The sequence below is a fragment of the Neisseria sicca genome (genome assembly GCF_014054945.1).
GTDB classification, from domain to species: Bacteria; Pseudomonadota; Gammaproteobacteria; order Burkholderiales; family Neisseriaceae; genus Neisseria; species Neisseria sicca.
This window is the reverse complement of sequence record NZ_CP059566.1, coordinates 684,949-704,067: the sequence shown is the minus strand read 5'-3', so window position 1 is coordinate 704,067 and position 19,119 is coordinate 684,949. Positions and strand designations below refer to the sequence as shown.

Sequence of the window (19,119 nt, the reverse complement as noted above, 5' to 3'; positions counted from 1 at the left end):
GCTTATAAATATTTGCGCATCAGTTCGCACTTGACCTTGACGTCTTTGTTCAACTGCAATACGGCGGAACCCAAAGATTCGTAGTGGTTCAAGCGGTAGAAAGGAACGGAATTGAGCGAGGCGTACAGTTTCAAAAAGCTCAAACCCGCCTGATGGGCAAGTTCTTCGGCACGGCGCAGCAAGGCTGTACCCAAGCCGTGATTATGAACGAAGGGATGGACATACAACGCATCCAATTGGGCTTCTTTGAAGTCCACTTGGAAAAAACCCTGTATGGTCCCCCTGTATTCCACCACCCAAAAGGCTTTGCCGGGATCGGAAATGGTTTCGAGGTAGCTGTCGATATCGAGCAGGGCTTCCCACGCATGCAATACTTTATCGTCGTAACTGCGGATGCAGGTATATTGGACGGCGTGCAGATGGGCATTGTGTATGGCTTGGCAGTCTTGCGCGACTGCGGGACGGAGTATGGTCAGAAGGCTCATGGCAAGATGTGTTGTAAGATGTATTGTAATGCGTGTTCAGACGACGTTTTCTTCATAAACAGACAGGGGGTCGTCTGAACGCTGTTTCCGATATTATATTTTATATTCAAAGGCTTTGATGTAATTTCCCCGCTGCTTCAAATGCAGTGTCGGCATCGGCGGACAAAACGGTGAAATGCCCCATTTTGCGGCCTTTCCGCGCGGCTTTTTTGCCGTACAGGTGCAGGTGTGCATTCGGATGGCTTTGCAACGGCAGCCAATTCGGTTCGCCACCGTCTTCCTGCCAGACGTCACCCAAAATATTCGCCATGCAACATGAAGAAAGCAGCTTGGTGTCGGCGGGCGGCAGATTGCACATAATGCGTACCTGCTGCTGGAACTGGTCTGCGGCGCAGGCATCGATGGTGTGGTGGCCGGAATTGTGCGGGCGTGGGGCGATTTCGTTGACGACCAATTCATGCGCGTCGCCGACGACGAACATTTCCACCGCCAATACGCCGACATAATCCAATTCGTCCGCCAAGCGTTGCGCCATCTGCCGCGCCTGTTGTTGCACGTCGGCACTCAGCCGCGCAGGAACGATGGAGTAAGCAAGGATGCCGTTTTCGTGGATGTTTTCGGCGGGGTCGAAGGTTTGCACGTTTTCATTGTTCAGACGACATACGATAACGGAAATTTCGCCGCGCAAATCCACCATTTTTTCCAAAACGCAATCCACACCGCCGTGTTCGGCAAACGCGGCTTTGAGTTCGTCCACCGTTTTGACGCGGATTTGACCCTTGCCGTCGTAGCCCAAAGTGGCCGTTTTCAGGATGCCGGGCAGGAATTGCGCGCTTGCTCCGCTGATGTCGTCTGAACGGCAAACCGCTTGATACGGCGCGGTTTGTAGCCCCGCTTTGCGTATCCAAGCTTTTTCCTGAATACGGTTTTGCGCGATAGCAACGCAGTCGCCACTGGGGGAAACGTTGGTATGTTTTGCCAAAAAGCGCATCGCGTCGGCATTGACATTTTCAAATTCAGTAGTAACCGCCGCGCATTTTGCCAACTCGTCCAAGGCGGCTTGGGCGTCAAACGGCGTGCACAAATGGCGGTCGGCAAATTCCGCCGCCGGCGCGTTCGGATCGGGGTCGAGTACGGTTACTTTGTAACCCATGGTTTTGGCGGCAACGGTAAACATTCTGCCTAATTGTCCACCGCCGAGGATGCCGAGCATGGCGGGCGGGAGGATGGCGGATGAGTTCATCAGCATTTTGCGGTTCCACTAAAATTTTCCCGAAATTGTAACAAACCTGCTTATAGAGATAAATGTTAAAACGCCTTTTATAGTGGATTAACTTTAAACCAGTACGGCGTTGCCTCGCCTTAGCTCAAAGAGAACGATTCTCTAAGGTGCTGAAGCACCAAGTGAATCGGTTCCGTACTATCTGTACTGTCTGCGGCTTCGTCGCCTTGTCCTGATTTAAAGTTAATCCACTATACACGCTATTTCGATGCCTACCGTATGAGCAAAATGACAACAATCAAAACGTCCTCCCCCGATATCCGAATTTTCCAAAGAAACCTATCGGCAGCCGTTTTGTAATAAAAGGTCGTCTGAAACCGTATGATGGTTTTCAGACGACCTTTTCCCCTTCATCTGAGCAGACTTACCCCAGATATTTCAGTTTGCCTTTGAAATCTTCCAGCTTCTCATAGCCTTTTTTCGCCATGATGGCTTTCAAGCCAAGCGAAACACGTTCGAAAACTTCGACACCTTGCTGATGCAGCGCCGTGCCGATTTGCACCATGCTCGCGCCGCACAAGATATGTTCAAACGCATCGCGACCGGTATAAACGCCGCCTGTGCCGATGATTTGGATGGACGGATTCAATCTTTGGTAGAACGCGTGGACGTTGGCGAGCGCGGTCGGTTTGATGTATTCGCCACCTATGCCGCCGAAGCCGTTTTTAGGGCGGATCACGACGGATTCGTCTTCGATATACATGCCGTTGCCGATGGAATTGACGCAGTTGACGAATTTCAGCGGATGGCGGTTGAACACTTCCGCCGCTTGGTCGAAATGGACGATGTCGAAATACGGCGGCAGTTTGATGCCCAAAGGCTTGTCGAAGTAGCCGAAGGCTTCGCCCAAAATCCGCTCGGTCGTTTCAAAGTCGTAGGCGATTTGCGGCTTGCCGGGGACGTTCGGACAGGAAAGGTTGAGTTCGGTAATGCCTTTAAATCCGCTGTTTTGCACTTTTTTCAACAGCGTATGCGTTTCATCGGGCGACATACCGACCAGCGAGAGGAAAAATGTCCGTTCGGGCTGCGATTCTTGAAGGCTCAGCAAATAATCCAGATAGTAATCAATGCCTTGATTCGGCAAACCCATGGAATTGATACTGCCCAGCGGTACATCGCGGTAACGCGGCTCGGGATTGCCCGCCCGCGCTTCCAGCGTCGCCGTTTTGGTGACGAAGCTGCCCGCAGCGGATTGTCTGACTTCTTCCAATTCTTCCACGGTCATACACGCCACACCAGCGGCGTTCATCAGACAGTTGTCAAAAGAAAAACCGGCGATTTGCGTTCTCAATGACGGCATATCCTGCTCCTTTCCCTTGGAAAATCAATTTGTTTGCGAAGCGTAACACGAATAGGCGGCAAAATTTTTAACAAACATCAAATGACAGACAATGTAGGGAAATGTTGTTTTATAGTGGATTAACTTTAAACCAGTACGGCGTTGCCTCACCTTGTCCTGATTTAAATTTAATCTGCTATATATGATGAAGGAAAGGCGAAAAAAGGTCGTCTGAAAGCATGGTTTCAACAAAGTGAAAACCTAAAATGCTTTTCAGACGACCTTTGTTTGCCTGTTCAAAATACGGTTAAAATCCCCAACCCCACCCTTTTGATTTTTCTTGTCTCCGGATTTCAATATGTTTCAAAACGTCATGGCGATTGCGTTTGGCGCGGCTTTGGGCGCATTGTCCCGCTGGTTGCTCGTTCTCGCCTTTGCCGCACTCTCCGTCCCGTTTTCGGCAGGCACGCTTGCCGCCAACTGGATCGGCGCGTTCTTAATCGGCATCTGCGCCGAATGGCTGGATAATCCGCAATGGAAGCTTTTACTGATTACCGGTTTTCTCGGCAGCCTGACGACATTTTCCAGTTTTTCATTGGAAATGGTCACCCTGATGCAGGCGCAACGCTGGGCGACGGCGTTTTCAGCGGTCTGCCTGCATGTTTTCGGCTCGTTCCTGCTGACGGCGTTGGGTATTTACTTGGCGCAAAGCTGGAAATAGCCGCGAACATCGTCATCTCAATAAAATATTCTCACTCTATCCCAATATCCAAACACACGGTCTCTCCGCAATATGCCTTGCCTGCGTCGGTCATATGCGCGGGCTTGTAGGCGGCAAAGGCGTAGGTCAGTTCGGCGCGGAAGGTATCTTTGTCTGCTTCGCCTGTGTCGCAGTTCAGCCCGGTCGGGATGTCCAGCGCGATTTTGAAGCCGTCGGCTTGATTCAGCAGGCGGCAAACGGCGGCGGCTGTTTCGGGTAATGCGCCGCTGAAACCTGTTCCAAAAATGCCTTCGATAATGAGGCCGTAACCTGTTTTCAGCCGGCCTTCAAGCTCATCGGATCGGATAAAGCTGACGCCGTCCGAATGATTCAAACGCTCGCGGTTCAACTGCGCCAGCGGCGAAAGTTTGTCTCCCAATACGAAAACGACATCTACCTGCCAATCCCGCTCCGACAACGCGCGCGCGATGACCAAACCGTCGCCGCCGTTGTTGCCCTTGCCGCAAACGATTAACGCGCGTCCTGCTTTGGGGAAACGGCGCAGCAAATCCGCCGCCGCGGCTTGCCCCGCGTTTTCCATCAGTTGCTCGAAAGTCGTGCCTTTATCGACTGCCATTTGTTCGTGTGCGCGCATTTCTGCGGCGGTGTAGATTTTCATCATTCGCTCCTTTGCTCTTCAGTCCTTCATAAAACATCCAAACGAAAACCTTATCAATAGCCCTGCCCGACTTTCCCGTCAAATCATTCGCTTTTTTTGATTTGCCGCAAGAGGTCGTCTGAAAACCAAGTTTGGGGCGGTTTTGAATTTGATTTTTATGTTAACAAGATTTATTATCATAATAAAACAAAGTGATAAACAATCAAAACTACTTCTTTTGCGGGAACAGGCAATGGGATGCGTCTCTGCCCTACCCTGTGTCAAATTCGTCTTTACTGGCTGTCTCTTTTTCAATCGACAACGAAAGTAAAACACCCTATGTCTGCCATACCATTGTCAAAACTCAGTAAAGGCGCGGTCGCGCACATCGATTCCATCGTCCCCAATCCGACTTTCGGCGAACTCGACCCGCTGGTTACGCGCCGCCTTGCCGACTTGGGCTTTTCAAGTGGAATGCCGTTGCAAGTGATTGCCGTCGGCGGATTCGGACGCGGCCCGTTTGCCGTACGTTTGGGCAACCAGTCGCAATTCTCGTTACGGCAGGAAGAGGCGGGAAAAATTATGTGCCATGTGATTGACGGCTGACCGCCGTACACGCAGGCAGGCTTCTATTTTGAAAATGCGGCATAGGCGGATTTAATCTGACCGCCCCATCCTTTTCAGACGACCTAGGTCGTCTGAAAACACAATTTCAAAACCTTTCCCCCAAATCCCACTCCAAACTTATCAAACAATCAAAAAAGGAGAGTTCAATTCATGGAACTAAGCTATTTTGCCTTGATTGGCGCGCCAAACTGCGGCAAAACCGTTTTATTCAACGGTTTGACCGGCGCACATGCCAAGGTTGCCAATTATCCGGGCGTAACGGTCGATAAGCGCGAGGGTGCCTTCCTCGACGATGCGGCCGTCCGCATTATCGACCTGCCGGGCACATACAGCTTACGCACGACCAGCCCCGACGAAGCGGTGGCGAAAGATGTCGCCGTAGGCAAGCTGGGCATTCCGCCCGACGCCATCATCGCCGTTGCCGACGCGACCAACCTGCGTATGACCCTGCGCATGATTTTGGAACTGAAAACGCTGGGACTGCCTATGGTGGTGTCGCTGAACATGAGCGACGTTGCCCGCAGAAGGGGTTTGAATATTGATGCCGCCAAACTGAGCGAGTTGTTGGATGCACCTGTTTTGGAAACAGTCGCAGTGAGCGCGTCGGGCGTACAGGCGGTACGCGAAGCCGTGGCGAAGCTGCCGCGCAAACGCTCTTTCCCCGCCAACCCCGCTTCTGCCGAACGCACGCTCGAGGCGCTGGAGAGCGACAAACTTTATCAAGAAGTCGAATCGATTTTGGCACAAGTGGTACGCACCCAGATGACGCTGCCCGCATGGCACAAAAAACTCGACGACATCGTGCTGCACCCCGTCTGGGGCATAATTATGCTGCTGGTCATCCTGTTTATGGTGTTCCAAGCGGTTTACACATGGGCGGCGCCGATTATGGACGCCATCGAAGGCGGCTTTACCGCGCTGGGCGAATGGATAGGCGCCAACATGGAGCCGGGCATCCTCAGCGACTTGCTCGTCAACGGCGTCATTGCCGGTATGGGCAGCGTGTTGGTGTTCGTGCCGCAGATTACGATTTTGTTCGCCTTCATCCTGCTTTTGGAAGACTCAGGCTACCTGCCGCGTGCGGCTTTCCTGCTGGATAACGTGATGGCGAAAAGCGGCCTGTCCGGACGCTCATTCATCCCGCTCCTGTCGAGTTTCGCCTGTGCCGTTCCCGCCGTTATGTCAGCGCGTACGATTAATGACCCGCGCGAACGCCTCGTTACCATCGCCGTCGCCCCGCTGCTGACCTGCTCCGCGCGGCTGCCCGTTTACGCGCTGATTATCGCCGCCGTCATTCCTAATCGCACCGTAGGCGGGATTTTCAACCTGCAAGGACTGACGCTGTTCATCCTCTATCTCGCAGGCATCCTGTCTGCCGCCTTGGCAGCGTATATCATGAAACGCTTGGCGCGTATGAAAGGCAACGTGCAGCAATTCCCGCTCTTGATGGAGCTGCCGACTTTCCGCACGCCCAACTTCAAACACATCATGACCAGCCTGTGGGACAGGGTAAAAGCCTTCCTCAAACGCGCCGGTACGATTATCTTCGCCCTTGCCGTAGTTTTGTGGGGCTTGGTAAGCTGGCCGCAACCGCCCGCAGGTGCAACAGGCGCGGCAATCGACTACAGCTTGGCGGGTATGCTCGGCCACGCTATCCAACCATTGTTCGCCCCGCTGGGCTTCACTTGGGAAATGTGTATCGCCATGATTCCAGGCATTGCCGCGCGTGAAGTCGTTGTTGCCGCACTGGGTACGGTCTATGCCGTCAGCGCGTCGTCTGAAGACGCCGTACAAAACGCGCTGATTCCGATCGTACACAACAACTGGGGTTTGCCAACCGCCTTTGCCTTCTTGGCTTGGTATGTGTATGCTCCGATGTGTGCCGCGACTTTAACCGTAATTAAACGCGAAACCAAATCCACGAAAAATATGCTTATGATTACAGGCTATTTGTTCCTGATGGCTTATTTTGCCGCATTTGTGGTTTACCAAATTTCTTCAAGGATACTATCGTCATGACTCAATATATTATCGTCGGCTTGATTATGCTCACTTGCATATTCTTCCTCTTGCGAAAATTCGTATTCAAACCGAAAAAACGCGATTGCAGCAGCGGCTGCGGCAAATGCGGCGGTTGCGGTTAAATATGGATAGCTAGAAAGAAAAAAGGTCGTCTGAAATGGTTTCAGACGACCTTTTGTATATTTTTGGACGATAGTCTAAACAGAAAAATATTGCATATCATATATTGATGTCAGATATAAATAGTTGAGTCTAGAGCTTTTCAGACGAACCCTAAAAGCGAACTTTAACAACCCAAACCTGCATCTCATTGATTCACAGAAACAAAGGTCGTCTGAAAACCAAACTCCGGTTTTCAGACGACCTCAATCATTCCAAAATTTCAACCAACCTTATTTCAACGCTTCCAGCAGCTTCCCGTGTATCCCGCCGAAACCGCCGTTGCTCATGACCAAAATATGGTCGCCTGCTTCGGCGTTTTTCACGATTTCGGCGACGAAGGCATCGAAGTCTTTGCCGACGTGCAGCTTGCTACCCAAAGGCTCAAGGGCTTCAGCGACGTTCCAGTCCACGCCGCCGGCGTAGCAGAACACTTGGTCGGCATCTCTGAGGCTTTCGGGCAGCGCGGCTTTCATCGTGCCGAGTTTCATGGTGTTTGAACGCGGCTCGAGGACGGCGAGGATGCGGGCGTTTCCAATGCGCTGGCGCAGGCCTTCGATGGTGGTTTCGATGGCGGTCGGATGGTGGGCGAAGTCGTCGTAAACGGTGATGCCGTTCACCGTGCCTTTGATTTCCATGCGGCGTTTGACGTTTTTAAACGCGCTCAAGGCTGCGCAGGCGGTCTGAATATCGACGCCGGCATGGCGCGCGGCGGCGATGACGGCGAGCGCGTTCATGCGGTTGTGTCCGCCCATCAAATCCCATGCGACGTGTCCGGCTTTTTTGCCGTCAAGTAACACGTCGAACGAGCCGTCGGCATTGACTTCGCCGACCTGCCAGCCGTGTTCGGTACCGAATTTTTCTACCGGTGTCCAGCAGCCTTTGTCCAAAGTGTCTTGCAGGCTTTGTTGTTGTCCGTTGCAGACGATTAGACCTTCAGACGGCACGGTGCGCACGAGGTGGTGGAACTGGGTCTGTATCGCGCCTAAGTCGGCGAAGATGTCGGCGTGGTCGAATTCCAGATTGTTCAACACGGCGGTACGCGGACGGTAATGTACGAATTTGGAGCGTTTGTCGAAAAAGGCAGTGTCGTATTCGTCGGCTTCGATAACGAAAAACGGCGATTTGCTGTTCGGGTCTTGACGCGGCGTTTGCGGCAGGCGGGCGGAAACGCTGAAGTTTTCCGGTACGCCGCCGATGAGGAAGCCCGGCGCGAGTCCGGCATATTCTAAGACCCATGCGAGCATGGACGCAGTGGTGGTTTTGCCGTGCGTCCCCGCCACGCCGAGTACCCAATGATGATGCAACACGTTTTCCGACAGCCATTGCGGGCCGGAAATATAAGGCAGGCCGCGGTTCAAAATCGCTTCAACCACATCCATTCCGCGCTTGGCGACATTGCCGATAACGTAAACGTCGGCTTTAAATTCGTCCAACTGCGCGGCATCGAAGCCTTCGTGTACGTCTATGCCCAAGGCTTCAAGCTGGGTGCTCATCGGCGGATACATCTTCGCGTCGCAACCGCTGACTTTAAACCCCGCTTCTTTGGCAATGGCGGCCACCCCGCCCATAAACGTGCCGCCGATACCGATAATGTGGATGTGTTTCATGATAAGACCGTCTTTTGAATGAAATAATGGGAAAGCCGCCATTATAACGGAGTTTGGACGGAGGGGTCGTCTGAAAAGCGAAGCTGTGGCAAGATGGACAATATAGAAGATTTGAACTGAAAAGGAGAAAGCCCATGCCCAAGCTGACACCCCAAATGTTCGCTTTTCTGCAAGCGCCTCAAGTCGAAACCGTCTTACTGCGGCTCTACACCCAAGCCTTAAAGCAAAACAGACAGATGTTTTTTCATTTTCTGCCCAAGATTTTCAAGCTGTTGGGCAAAGGGCTGGATTGGACGGGGGAAAACGAAAGTTTTTACGAAGACAAATACATCCCCATCGCACCGCAACAAGGCAAGTTTTTGTATATGCAGGCTTTGGCATCAGGAGCAAAAAACATTGTCGAATTCGGGACTTCCTACGGCATTTCGACGCTGTATCTTGCCGCAGCCGCCAAGCGCAACGGCGGGCGCGTCATCACTTGCGAATATCTGCCGCACAAAGCCGCAGCAGCGAGAAAACATTTCCAAGAAGCCGGTTTGGCAGACTATATTGAGCTTCGCGAAGGTGATGCGCTGGAAACCTTAAAAGACTTAGCCATCTGCCCCGATTTCGTCTTACTCGACGGCTGGCCGGATTTGGTATTCCCCGTATTCAAGCTGCTTGAACCTAATCTTGCCGACCGCGCGGTCATCGCCGTGGATGATGTGGAAGGCTTCTCACCTGCCATGCAGGATTATCTCGATTACGTCCGCCATCCTGAAAACGGTTATATTTCAAGCACATTAAAACCTTATAAAGCGCTGGAATATACGATCAAGACAGATAAACCGAAAAGGTCGTCTGAAAACTCGGTTTAGGCAAAATAGAATTGCCTGACCGGTTTTCAGACGACCTTTTATTGCTATCTTTGCAACCATCACTGCTCGGGCATCATCTCACCTTCACCACCCATACTGTTTGCCGCATTAACCCGTTCCTGCGCGGCTTTCACTTGATTTTCCAAACCCTTAATCCGTTCTTGATAACGGGCGTAGTTGCGCTCGTTGCCATAACGGACCTGTTTGCCCTCTTCCAGATTTTTCTGTGCCTGAGCCAATTCGTCTTGCGCCGAAGATGAACCGGGCATTGCGCCGGCTGGCGGAGGCGGCATTTGTTCGGAAGGAGCGTTTCTTGAAGCAGCGTTTGCTGATGCCGAGTGTGCAGACGGTGCGGCGGAGGTATAAACCGAAGGTCTGCCGATATTGCCCGGTTTGCAGTTTTTGCCGCCGGTCTGCGTATAGGTTTTACGCCCTGATGTGTCGATACATTCAAATACGGGGGATGCCGTTGCTACGAAGGAAAATGCGAGCAGTAATGTGCTTAAAATCAATTTATTCATTCTTATACCTTTCATCAAATCATCAAAACCATATCCACCATACCACCAAAGCAATGATCATCACCAAATTCGCAATAATAATCGGCTTCCATTGCCGAGGTGCGTGGCGTAATTCTGCGCCTGAACGTGTGCGGCGGATGTAGAAAAACGGACTGAGCAGCATGGATGCGGCGCACAACAGAATAATCACGGCGTAATAGATTTTTTCGGTTTCCATTTCCTCCGCCCCGTTTCAGACGACCTATACAAAATATGCTACAATCGCCGGCGATTATAACACCCTGTTTATCTATATTTATAAAGGTTTTACCAATAATGATTTCTACCAACGGCATTACCATGCAGTTCGGCGCGAAGCCGCTGTTTGAAAACGTATCCGTCAAGTTCGGCGAAGGCAACCGCTACGGCCTGATCGGTGCGAACGGTTCGGGCAAATCCACCTTCATGAAAATCCTCGGCGGCGATTTGGAACAGACTGCGGGCGAAGTCGCGATTGAAAACGGCGTGCGCTTGGGTAAGCTGCGCCAAGACCAGTTTGCCTACGAAGACATGCGCGTGCTGGACGTGGTGATGATGGGGCATACCGAAATGTGGGCGGCGATGACCGAACGCGACGCGATTTACGCCAACCCTGAAGCCACCGAAGACGACTACATGAAAGCCGCCGAACTGGAAGCCAAGTTCGCCGAATACGACGGCTACACCGCCGAAGCGCGCGCCGCCGAACTGTTGAGCGGCGTGGGCATTTCCGAAGACTTGCACAATGCGACCATGGCGGAAGTCGCCCCTGGCTTCAAACTGCGCGTATTGCTGGCGCAAGCCCTGTTCTCCAAACCTGATGTTCTCTTGCTTGACGAGCCGACCAACAACTTGGACATCAACACCATCCGCTGGCTGGAAGGCGTGTTGAACCAATACGACTCCACCATGATTATCATCTCGCACGACCGTCACTTCTTGAACGAAGTCTGCACCCACATGGCGGATTTGGACTACAACACCATCACCATCTACCCGGGCAACTACGACGACTACATGCTCGCCTCCGCCCAATCGCGCGAACGCGCCCTGAAAGACAACGCCAAGGCAAAAGAGAAACTGCAAGAGCTGCAAGAGTTCGTCGCCCGCTTCTCCGCCAACAAATCCAAAGCCCGTCAGGCAACCAGTCGGCTGAAACAGGCAGACAAAATCAAAGCCGAGATGGTCGAAGTCAAACCTTCCACCCGTCAAAACCCGTATATCCGCTTTGAAGCCGATGAAAAGGCCAAGCTGCACCGTCAGGCGGTGGAAGTCGAAAATCTGGCCAAACGCTTTGAAACCCAGTTGTTCAAAAACCTGAGCTTCATCCTCGAAGCCGGCCAGCGCCTCGCCATCATCGGCCCCAACGGCGCGGGTAAATCCACCCTGCTGAAACTCCTTGCCGGCGCGTTCAACCCCGAATATTCAGACGGCCTCACCCCCGATGCAGGCACCATCAAATGGGCGGAAAAAGCCAACGTCGGCTATTATCCGCAAGACCATGAAAACGACTTCGATGTCGATATGAACCTGAGCGAATGGATGCGCCAATGGGGGCAGGAAGGCGACGACGAACAGGTCATCCGCGGCACTTTGGGGCGTTTGCTCTTCGGCAGCAACGACGTGGTGAAAAAAGTGCAGGTTCTCTCCGGCGGCGAAAAAGGCCGTATGCTCTACGGCAAACTCCTGTTGCTGAAACCCAATGTGCTGATTATGGACGAACCGACCAACCACATGGACATGGAAAGCATCGAATCGCTGAACATGGCGCTGGAGAAATACAACGGCACGCTGATTTTCGTATCGCACGACCGCCAGTTCGTCTCTTCACTCGCCACCCAAATTATCGAGCTGGACGGCAAGGGCGGCTATGAACACTATCTGGGCGATTACGAAAGCTATCTGGAGAAAAAAGGGATTGTGTAAAAAAACATGAACGCCAATCTGCGAAAACCGCTGCAAAACCCGCTTGCGCTCATCGTATTGCCCGCATTGAGCCAGTATCTTACGCAAGACGGTAAAGTACACTTGGTTGATGCCGAACATGCTTATCGCAAAGGTCATGCAGCCGCCTGGCTATTTAACGAGTTCGGCGTAGCAGACGCAGGGCTTTCTAGGCTTTATATAGATTATCTGCCTGTTTTTAGCCATTCGTTCATATCGGGCGTGGCAGCAAGATAAGTAGCAGTAAACAAAAAGCTCAGGCAGTCTGAAAAATGTCTTTCAGACTGCCTGAGCTTTTTAGTCAATAAAGGAAGACAACAAATAAAAAACAAACAGCATAACTATAGTGGATTAACTTTAAACCAGTACGGCGTTGCCTCGCCTTGCCGTACTATCTGTACTGTCTGCGGCTTCGTCGCCTTGTCCTGATTTAAATTTAATCCACTATATATAGCAAGTTATATCACTAATGCTATAGTTTATAGATAATTCAATATAGTTTAATTACCCTTACTCCTCAAAAATAATTAACTAAATTGTCTATATTCAAAATACATTTAATATGACATATAAAATTTAATTGCACCCCATCCAAAAACAGCTTGAATTACCGTGATTTAACCGATTTTGAAGTTATTTTACTAAGTTAAATATCATGGTTTAAACCCCTCTATGCCGCATTAATTCAAACAACAGCAAAAATGAATTAACCCTTTAAAATAAAAGGGAATTAGCCTTCCTATCCATAAAAAAATATTCCTTAGTCACGGTATTCATTACTTAACTTTTTTCTTCCAAACCATCCTAATTTCGCTTAATCCCATGATTTAAGTCAGGGAAATAAAATGACTATGCTTGACACTCCACAGGAATGGTTTAACATACAATTTCTTTTTTAACCAAGATTCAAAAAGAGAGACTCATGAAAAAATCAGCTTTATTGGCAACTTTGTTGGCCGCTCTGACCTTGTCCGCATGTGGTGGTGGTTCTTCTGCTGTTTGTGATGAATATGAAAAAGCTTTTGCTGACGCTACTAAAAACGTCGATGCAGCTACAAAAGATATGATGCAAAAATCATTCGAACAAACCAAAGAAGCTTTGAAAAACTTGCCTGCTGACCAACGTGATGCTACTTGTAAAACATCGTTGGATGCGTTGAAAGGCAACGCTCCGGCTGCATCTCCTGAAGATAAAGCAGAAGAAGCTAAAGAAGCAGCAGAAGAAGCTAAAGAAGCAGCTGCCGATGCTAAAGAAGAAGCAAAAGATGCTGCTGAAGCAGCTAAAGAAGAAGCCAAATAATACGATACCTTTGGCAGAAAAACGGATTCTGATTACTCAGAGTCCGTTTTTGTTTATGCCTTTACTGATTAGTTATGTATTAAGTGATTTAATTAATATGAAATATGTATGAAAATTAACTTTCAATATAGTTTATCGAGAAACAAATTTTCGTTCTTATATACAAAACCATCCCTGTGAAGCCATCAGGGTATTGAAATCAAAACACGAGGTCGTCTGAAAATAGTTTTCAAACGACCTTTGATACTAAGTTTCGTTGGGATATGACTCAAGCTACACTTGATTGCTATCAGGTAAACACATCGCCTTACGCCTAAAAATCATCACAATTACCGCCGCAATGATGATGATTCCGTATGGAATCATGCCGTCTCCGTTCTCATATGCCGACCGCCCGCCTGGGAAGCCCGTGCGCGCGGTATTGGCAACCGTGTGGCACGCAATCAATACAAATACCGAGCCGCCGCTGCCGTTGTACAGCCATACATAGATAATCCTCACGGCAACCGTCCCTGCCAGCCCCCATGCAATCAGTTCGGCAGACTGCCCCACGGCAATCATGGACGGCAAATGCCACAACGCCCACGGCACCCCGATAATCAGCGCTGTAACAAGCGGGGTAAAACGCCGTTGCAGACTTTCCGTAGCGTAGACGGCATAGCCCAATTCCTCGGCAACTGCTGCGATAAAGAACATGACGAATGCCCCGGCAAGCGGCGCAAACGATACGGATAAGGCAGGTATGGTTTGTCCTGTTTGGCGTATCGCGACATAAGTGAGCAGATAAAGCAGGGGGAAAATCAGTATTGCCGTCCAAAAATAGGCAGAATGCTTGATCCGCCCGTAATCAAACACACGGCCAAACAGGCTGTGCACCGCCGCCATTCCGCCCTCGCGGTAACGCAGCAACGCGGCGGCAACCGTCGGGGTGAGCGCCGCGCCGATGTCGGTCAGCGGCAGATTATCAGGCAGAGGACTGTTTTTGAGGAGCAAAGACAGCAGCCAAAACGGCGCGCTCAAAGCGTACACCAGCAGAAAGTATTGCCACGGATGCGAATAACCGGCTGTCGGTTTTTCTGAAGGAAGCTTCTGCATGTTATTCCTGTTCGTTCAGTAAATAAGTTGGCAGGGGAGCAGGTACGACTTGCTACATGATGTACAGTATAAAAATATTGCGCGTTTTTTTCTAATTTTTATGAAAAGCAGCCTGCATTTCAATTTTTGAAAGTGCAGGCTGCTTTTGATAGAGAAAGGTCGTCTGAAAATTATTTTTCAGACGACCTTTGATATTACAGGCGATATGAAGATTTTGTTGGAACATGATCAAAGCTACGTTCACTATGACTTGTTTAATCTAATTCTAATTCATACGGAAGCTCATCTCTTACTTTAATAAGTAATTGATAAGCCGCTTCTGAATAGAAATGGAACTTTACTGAATCTCCCGAAGATACACAAATATGATAAATATTATCAGAGGATTTAATAGAAATACCTTTATCACTCGTAATTTTCTCAATAAGATCATTTGCTTTATGCCAGCTTTTATATCCTAGTCGGTTTGCTAACTTAGTAAGCGTAAATGGGAAATTCGCACTCATCGCAGCAACTGTAGCTGCATCAGCAATACCATATAGCTTAACAAGAGTCTCCCCATCTGCATCAGCATATTGGCTTAAATGTTCGTAATTGACTTGAATCCTACTTTTAGGGATGTCTTCTCTTACTAATTTATATTGTCTTGATATCAATGAGCGTAAAATTCTTGGATTGAAATTTTCTATTACATGTGAATTTTTAAAAGAATTGAATACCCATTTGTAATTATTAACCGAAATGTTATTCATTCGAAAATTTTTTCCATTTGATAAAAGGACGGAATATTCCCTAGGATATGATTTGCTGTCGCAAAATTCTCTTTCCCATTTTACAAAAAACATATTTGGCATTAATTCATTATTACCACCTAAAACCAAATCTATGTCTGCCAATATATTTTTAATATTTTCATCATTAACACCATACCCAATAAAAATAATAGGATGCTCTAGGAAAAATGTTAGAAGTTTTGCAATCAAATATTTTGACTTACTATTAAAATTTTCGTAATCTTCTTTAGTCAGAACAATACTTGAAAAGTCACGAGCACATCCATGAATTTTATAAATTTCTCCTATATCTGAGATAACATTTGTAATAATTTTTTGACCAACTATAGGTGTATGTTCAACAAATACTTTATCTTCCAGAAAAGTATCATAGTTAGTAGTAATAATTGCTTGAGGACATATGGCTTTTAATGCTTCTAACTCTTCTGAATAACTTGGTGGGAGAGAATCGAAAAAGCTTTGGTCGTCAACTAATTCTTCAAATAGTTTACAGACTTGGTATTTTAAATATGAATCTTCTGTAGTATCAGCAGAAAATAAATCATTAGGAAATTCTTCTCGTCCTTTTTTGGTCCATGCCCAGGTTCTGTAGTATCCTACAAATTGAGAAGCAACTGCTGCTAAATCATTATTTTTTCCTTGTATGTAATATGCTAAATCTTTTTTTATGTTTGGACACTTCTCTTTCACTTTCTCTAAGAGCTCTACCCAATTAGGTCCTCCTAAATATCTTTTGGAAAAGCCAGAACCAATAAAGAGAATAGGCTGGTACGCAAAATTGGATTTACACTGTTCAATCTTTTCTAACATCTCACTTTGATACTGTTCATATGGTGTTCTCATTTTCAAACTTCCAAATTTGATTTATAACCAAAGGTCGTCTGAAAAATTTTTCAGACGACCTTCTCTACTTAACTTAATACATCAATCATCAACCCAGTTTGCTGTTTACCCAGCCTTCCACGCTTCCCAGCATTTCAGGCAGTTTCGCAGCATCTGTTCCACCGGCTTGTGCCAAATCCGGTCGGCCGCCGCCTTTGCCGCCGACTTGTTCGGCTGCGAATTTGACCAAATCGCCTGCTTTCACTTTGCCGGTCAGGGCTTTGGATACGCCGGCGCACAGGGAGACTTTGCCGTCGTTTACTGCCGCCAAAAGAATCACGGCGTTGTCGGATTTGCCGGTTAAATCGGTAACGATTTCGCGCAGGGCGGCTGCGTCGGCTTCGATTTGGGCGGCGACGAGTTTGGCTGCGCCCAAGTCTTTGGCGTTATCCAAGAGTTTGGCGCCTGCGTGGACGGCGAGTTCGGCTTTGGCTTTTGCCAACTCTTTTTCCAAGGCTTTGGCGTTGGCGGCGTTGGCTTGGATTTTGGCGAGTACGTCTTTTTCGGTTTGGGCTTTGACTTCGGCGATGATGTTTTTCACCAAACTTTCTTGGTTTTGCGCCCATGCCAGCGCGGCAAGGCCGGTGATGGCTTCTACGCGGCGGATGCCTGCGGCGATGCCGCCTTCGCTGATGATTTTGAAGAAGCCGATGTCGCCGGTGCGGGCGACGTGGGTACCGCCGCACAGTTCGGTGGAGTAGTCGCCCATGGTGATGACGCGGACGAAGTCGCCGTATTTTTCGCCGAAGAGCATCATGGCGCCGGATTTTTGCGCGTCTTCAATGGACATGGTTTCGACTTTGACGGGCACGTTGGCGATAATCGCGGCGTTGACGCGGCGTTCGACTTCGGCGATTTCTTCCGCGCTGATGCCTTGCGGGTGGGAGATGTCGAAGCGGGTCAGCTCGGCGTTTTGCAGGCTGCCTTTTTGTTCGACGTGCGTGCCCAAAACATCGCGCAGGGCTTTGTGCATCAGGTGGGTAACGCTGTGGTTGCGCATGATGCTGTCGCGGATGTCATTGTCGATTTCGGCGGATACGGCATCACCGACTTTCAGACGGCCTGAAACGACTGCGCCGAATTGTCCGTGTACCGCGGCTTTGATTTTCTGCGTGTCTTCGACGCGGAAGCAGTTTTCGCCTGCGAAGATAAAGCCTACGTCGCCGACTTGGCCGCCGCTTTCGGCGTAGAACGGGGTTTGTTCCAGAACAACCACGCCTGCTTCGCCTGCTTGGAGTTCGTCCACGGCTTCGCTGGCTTTGTATAAGGCGATGATTTTGGTGTCTTGGCTGCGTTTTTCGTAGCCGGTGAACTCGGTGTCCGCGCCTGCGTAGTCTAGTTGCGCGTTGGCTTTGAAGTTTTGCGCGGCGCGGGCGCGGGCGCGTTGGGCTTCCATTTCGCGGTTGAAGCCTTCCTCGTCCAAATCGATATTGCGTTCGCGGCAGATGTCGGCGGTTAGATCGTATGGGAAGCCGTAGGTGTCGTAGAGTTTGAAGATGATTTCACCGTCCAGTTTGTTGCTGCCTTTGGTCAATGCGTTCTCCAGCAAAGCCATACCGGTTTCCAAAGTTTGAGCAAAGCGGCTTTCTTCGTTTTTCAGGGCTTCTTCGATTTGCGCTTGTTTTTCTTTCAACTCAGGATACGCGTCGCCCATCGCTTTCACCAAATCGGGCACGAGTTTGTAGAAAAATGCCTGTTTCTGACCGAGTTTGTAACCGTGGCGCACGGCGCGGCGGATGATGCGGCGCAGTACATAGCCGCGGCCTTCGTTGGAAGGCATTACGCCGTCGGCAATCAGGAAGGAGCAGGAGCGGATGTGGTCGGCAACGACTTTCAGGCTCGGTTCGTCCATGCTGAACGGCGCGCCGGTTTCGCGGGCAACGGCTTTGAGCAGGTCTTGGAACAGGTCGATTTCGTAGTTGCTGTGGACGTGCTGCATCACAGCCGCCATGCGCTCCAAGCCCATGCCGGTATCGACGGACGGTTTGGGCAGCGGGTTCATATTGCCTTGCTCGTCGCGGTTGAACTGCATGAACACGCAGTTCCAAATTTCAATCCAGCGGTCGCCGTCTTCTTCGGGGCTGCCGGGAATGCCGCCCCAGATTTCTTCGCCGTGGTCGTAGAAAATTTCTGAACACGGGCCGCAGGGGCCGGTGTCGCCCATCTGCCAGAAGTTGTCGGACGCGTATTTCGCGCCTTTGTTGTCGCCGATGCGGACGATGCGCTCGGCAGGCATACCGATTTCGTTCAACCAAATGTTGTAGGCTTCGTCGTCTTCGGCATATACGGTCGCCAGGAGTTTTTCTTTGGGGATGTTCAGCCATTCGGGGGAAGTGAGGAATTCCCAAGCGAAGTGGATGGCATCGCGTTTGAAGTAGTCGCCGAAGGAGAAGTTGCCCATCATTTCAAAAAAGGTGTGGTGGCGGGCGGTGTAGCCGACGTTTTCCAAGTCGTTGTGTTTACCGCCGGCGCGCACGCATTTTTGCGCGGTGGTAGCGCGGTTGTAGGCGCGTTTATCAAAGCCGAGGAACACGTCTTTAAACTGGTTCATACCGGCGTTGGTAAACAGCAGCGTCGGGTCGTCGTGCGGCACGAGCGAAGAGGATCGGACGATGGTGTGGCCTTTGGATTCGAAGAATTTTAGGAATTTTTGGCGTAGTTCGGAGGTTTTCATGATGTTTCGTTGTCTCTATTGAAAAGGTTTCAGACGACCTTCCCGGCCGTATGTAATTGTGAAAAGAAAATGGCTGCTATATTACCGCAAAACCTTGTTTCTAGCTATTGAATCAGGGACTTTCAGACGACCTTCGTACTATCAATATAATGGAAATTGCTATCAGATAGTGCGTGCCTGATTTATAATCCCTTACTTTCCCTTCCGCCCGA

At 49.8% G+C, this 19,119-nt stretch carries 18 protein-coding genes; 8 read left to right on the top strand and 10 right to left on the bottom strand.

Features of this window, described 5'->3' with window-relative positions; translation table 11 throughout:
* Positions 1 to 2 precede the first annotated feature (2 nt).
* The 3 genes from H3L95_RS03445 to H3L95_RS03435 all read right to left on the bottom strand — a co-directional run bounded on the left by H3L95_RS03445 (position 3) and on the right by H3L95_RS03435 (position 3,067).
* A complete protein-coding gene (locus H3L95_RS03445) occupies positions 3 to 485 on the bottom strand; it encodes a GNAT family N-acetyltransferase (RefSeq protein ID WP_003756935.1) in 483 nt (160 codons plus the stop codon).
* A 106-nt stretch (positions 486 to 591) separates the two neighbouring features.
* Entirely contained in the window at positions 592 to 1,728 is a 1,137-nt protein-coding gene (locus H3L95_RS03440) for a 5-(carboxyamino)imidazole ribonucleotide synthase (protein WP_040668122.1), read from the bottom strand.
* A gap of 403 nt (positions 1,729 to 2,131) precedes the next feature.
* Positions 2,132 to 3,067, bottom strand: a complete 936-nt coding sequence (locus tag H3L95_RS03435) for a dihydroorotate oxidase (RefSeq protein ID WP_003756931.1) — start codon at positions 3,065 to 3,067, stop codon at positions 2,132 to 2,134.
* 337 nt (positions 3,068 to 3,404) lie between these two features.
* Here H3L95_RS03435 and crcB point away from each other — a divergent pair, with 337 nt between their 5' ends.
* Positions 3,405 to 3,767, top strand: a complete 363-nt coding sequence (crcB, locus tag H3L95_RS03430) for a fluoride efflux transporter CrcB (RefSeq protein WP_003756927.1) — start codon at positions 3,405 to 3,407, stop codon at positions 3,765 to 3,767.
* A 31-nt stretch (positions 3,768 to 3,798) separates the two neighbouring features.
* On the opposite strand, the gene H3L95_RS03425 is transcribed toward crcB, so the two are convergent.
* On the bottom strand, positions 3,799 to 4,425 hold the full coding sequence (locus H3L95_RS03425) for an NAD(P)H-hydrate epimerase (RefSeq protein ID WP_164907880.1): 627 nt from the start codon (positions 4,423 to 4,425) through the stop codon (positions 3,799 to 3,801).
* Positions 4,426 to 4,743: 318 nt separating this feature from the next.
* On the opposite strand from H3L95_RS03425, the gene H3L95_RS03420 reads away from it, so the two are divergent.
* From H3L95_RS03420 to H3L95_RS03410, 3 genes are all read left to right on the top strand, one after another.
* Entirely contained in the window at positions 4,744 to 5,010 is a 267-nt protein-coding gene (locus H3L95_RS03420; protein ID WP_003756921.1) for a FeoA family protein, read from the top strand.
* Between the two features lie 171 nt (positions 5,011 to 5,181).
* Positions 5,182 to 7,050: a ferrous iron transporter B gene (feoB, locus tag H3L95_RS03415; RefSeq protein WP_003756920.1), complete on the top strand. Its 1,869-nt coding sequence runs from the start codon at positions 5,182 to 5,184 to the stop codon at positions 7,048 to 7,050.
* Positions 7,047 to 7,175, top strand: coding sequence for a FeoB-associated Cys-rich membrane protein (locus H3L95_RS03410; RefSeq protein ID WP_003756918.1), 129 nt, complete (start codon positions 7,047 to 7,049; stop codon positions 7,173 to 7,175). Before feoB ends, H3L95_RS03410 begins: the two co-directional genes overlap by 4 nt.
* 270 nt (positions 7,176 to 7,445) lie before the next feature.
* On the opposite strand, the gene mpl is transcribed toward H3L95_RS03410, so the two are convergent.
* The gene (gene mpl, locus H3L95_RS03405) at positions 7,446 to 8,822 is read right to left on the bottom strand and encodes a UDP-N-acetylmuramate:L-alanyl-gamma-D-glutamyl-meso-diaminopimelate ligase (protein WP_040668095.1); all 1,377 of its coding nucleotides are present in this window, start codon (positions 8,820 to 8,822) and stop codon (positions 7,446 to 7,448) included.
* A gap of 134 nt (positions 8,823 to 8,956) precedes the next feature.
* Between mpl and H3L95_RS03400 the strand changes: the two genes are divergently transcribed.
* Positions 8,957 to 9,679: an O-methyltransferase gene (locus tag H3L95_RS03400; protein WP_003756913.1), complete on the top strand. Its 723-nt coding sequence runs from the start codon at positions 8,957 to 8,959 to the stop codon at positions 9,677 to 9,679.
* Positions 9,680 to 9,738: 59 nt separating this feature from the next.
* Here the strand turns inward: H3L95_RS03400 and H3L95_RS03395 are convergent, their stop codons facing one another.
* Positions 9,739 to 10,200, bottom strand: coding sequence for a DUF4124 domain-containing protein (locus tag H3L95_RS03395; protein WP_040668092.1), 462 nt, complete (start codon positions 10,198 to 10,200; stop codon positions 9,739 to 9,741).
* A gap of 22 nt (positions 10,201 to 10,222) precedes the next feature.
* On the bottom strand, positions 10,223 to 10,417 hold the full coding sequence (locus H3L95_RS03390; protein ID WP_003742028.1) for a hypothetical protein: 195 nt from the start codon (positions 10,415 to 10,417) through the stop codon (positions 10,223 to 10,225).
* A gap of 98 nt (positions 10,418 to 10,515) precedes the next feature.
* Here H3L95_RS03390 and H3L95_RS03385 point away from each other — a divergent pair, with 98 nt between their 5' ends.
* The 3 genes from H3L95_RS03385 to H3L95_RS03375 all read left to right on the top strand — a co-directional run bounded on the left by H3L95_RS03385 (position 10,516) and on the right by H3L95_RS03375 (position 13,462).
* Positions 10,516 to 12,144, top strand: a complete 1,629-nt coding sequence (locus tag H3L95_RS03385) for an ABC-F family ATPase (protein WP_003768011.1) — start codon at positions 10,516 to 10,518, stop codon at positions 12,142 to 12,144.
* Between the two features lie 6 nt (positions 12,145 to 12,150).
* Positions 12,151 to 12,399: a hypothetical protein gene (locus tag H3L95_RS03380; protein ID WP_003756905.1), complete on the top strand. Its 249-nt coding sequence runs from the start codon at positions 12,151 to 12,153 to the stop codon at positions 12,397 to 12,399.
* Positions 12,400 to 13,084: 685 nt separating this feature from the next.
* Positions 13,085 to 13,462 (top strand): DUF5339 family protein, encoded by a 378-nt coding sequence (locus tag H3L95_RS03375; RefSeq protein WP_003756902.1) that lies wholly within the window; start codon positions 13,085 to 13,087, stop codon positions 13,460 to 13,462.
* A 273-nt stretch (positions 13,463 to 13,735) separates the two neighbouring features.
* Here H3L95_RS03375 and H3L95_RS03370 read toward each other — a convergent pair whose 3' ends face one another.
* From H3L95_RS03370 to alaS, 3 genes are all read right to left on the bottom strand, one after another.
* Positions 13,736 to 14,557: a CPBP family intramembrane glutamic endopeptidase gene (locus H3L95_RS03370; RefSeq protein ID WP_003756900.1), complete on the bottom strand. Its 822-nt coding sequence runs from the start codon at positions 14,555 to 14,557 to the stop codon at positions 13,736 to 13,738.
* A 254-nt stretch (positions 14,558 to 14,811) separates the two neighbouring features.
* The gene (locus tag H3L95_RS03365) at positions 14,812 to 16,194 is read right to left on the bottom strand and encodes an SIR2 family protein (protein WP_003756897.1); all 1,383 of its coding nucleotides are present in this window, start codon (positions 16,192 to 16,194) and stop codon (positions 14,812 to 14,814) included.
* Positions 16,195 to 16,282: 88 nt separating this feature from the next.
* Positions 16,283 to 18,907 (bottom strand): alanine--tRNA ligase, encoded by a 2,625-nt coding sequence (gene alaS / locus H3L95_RS03360; RefSeq protein WP_003756894.1) that lies wholly within the window; start codon positions 18,905 to 18,907, stop codon positions 16,283 to 16,285.
* Positions 18,908 to 19,119: the final 212 nt, after the last annotated feature.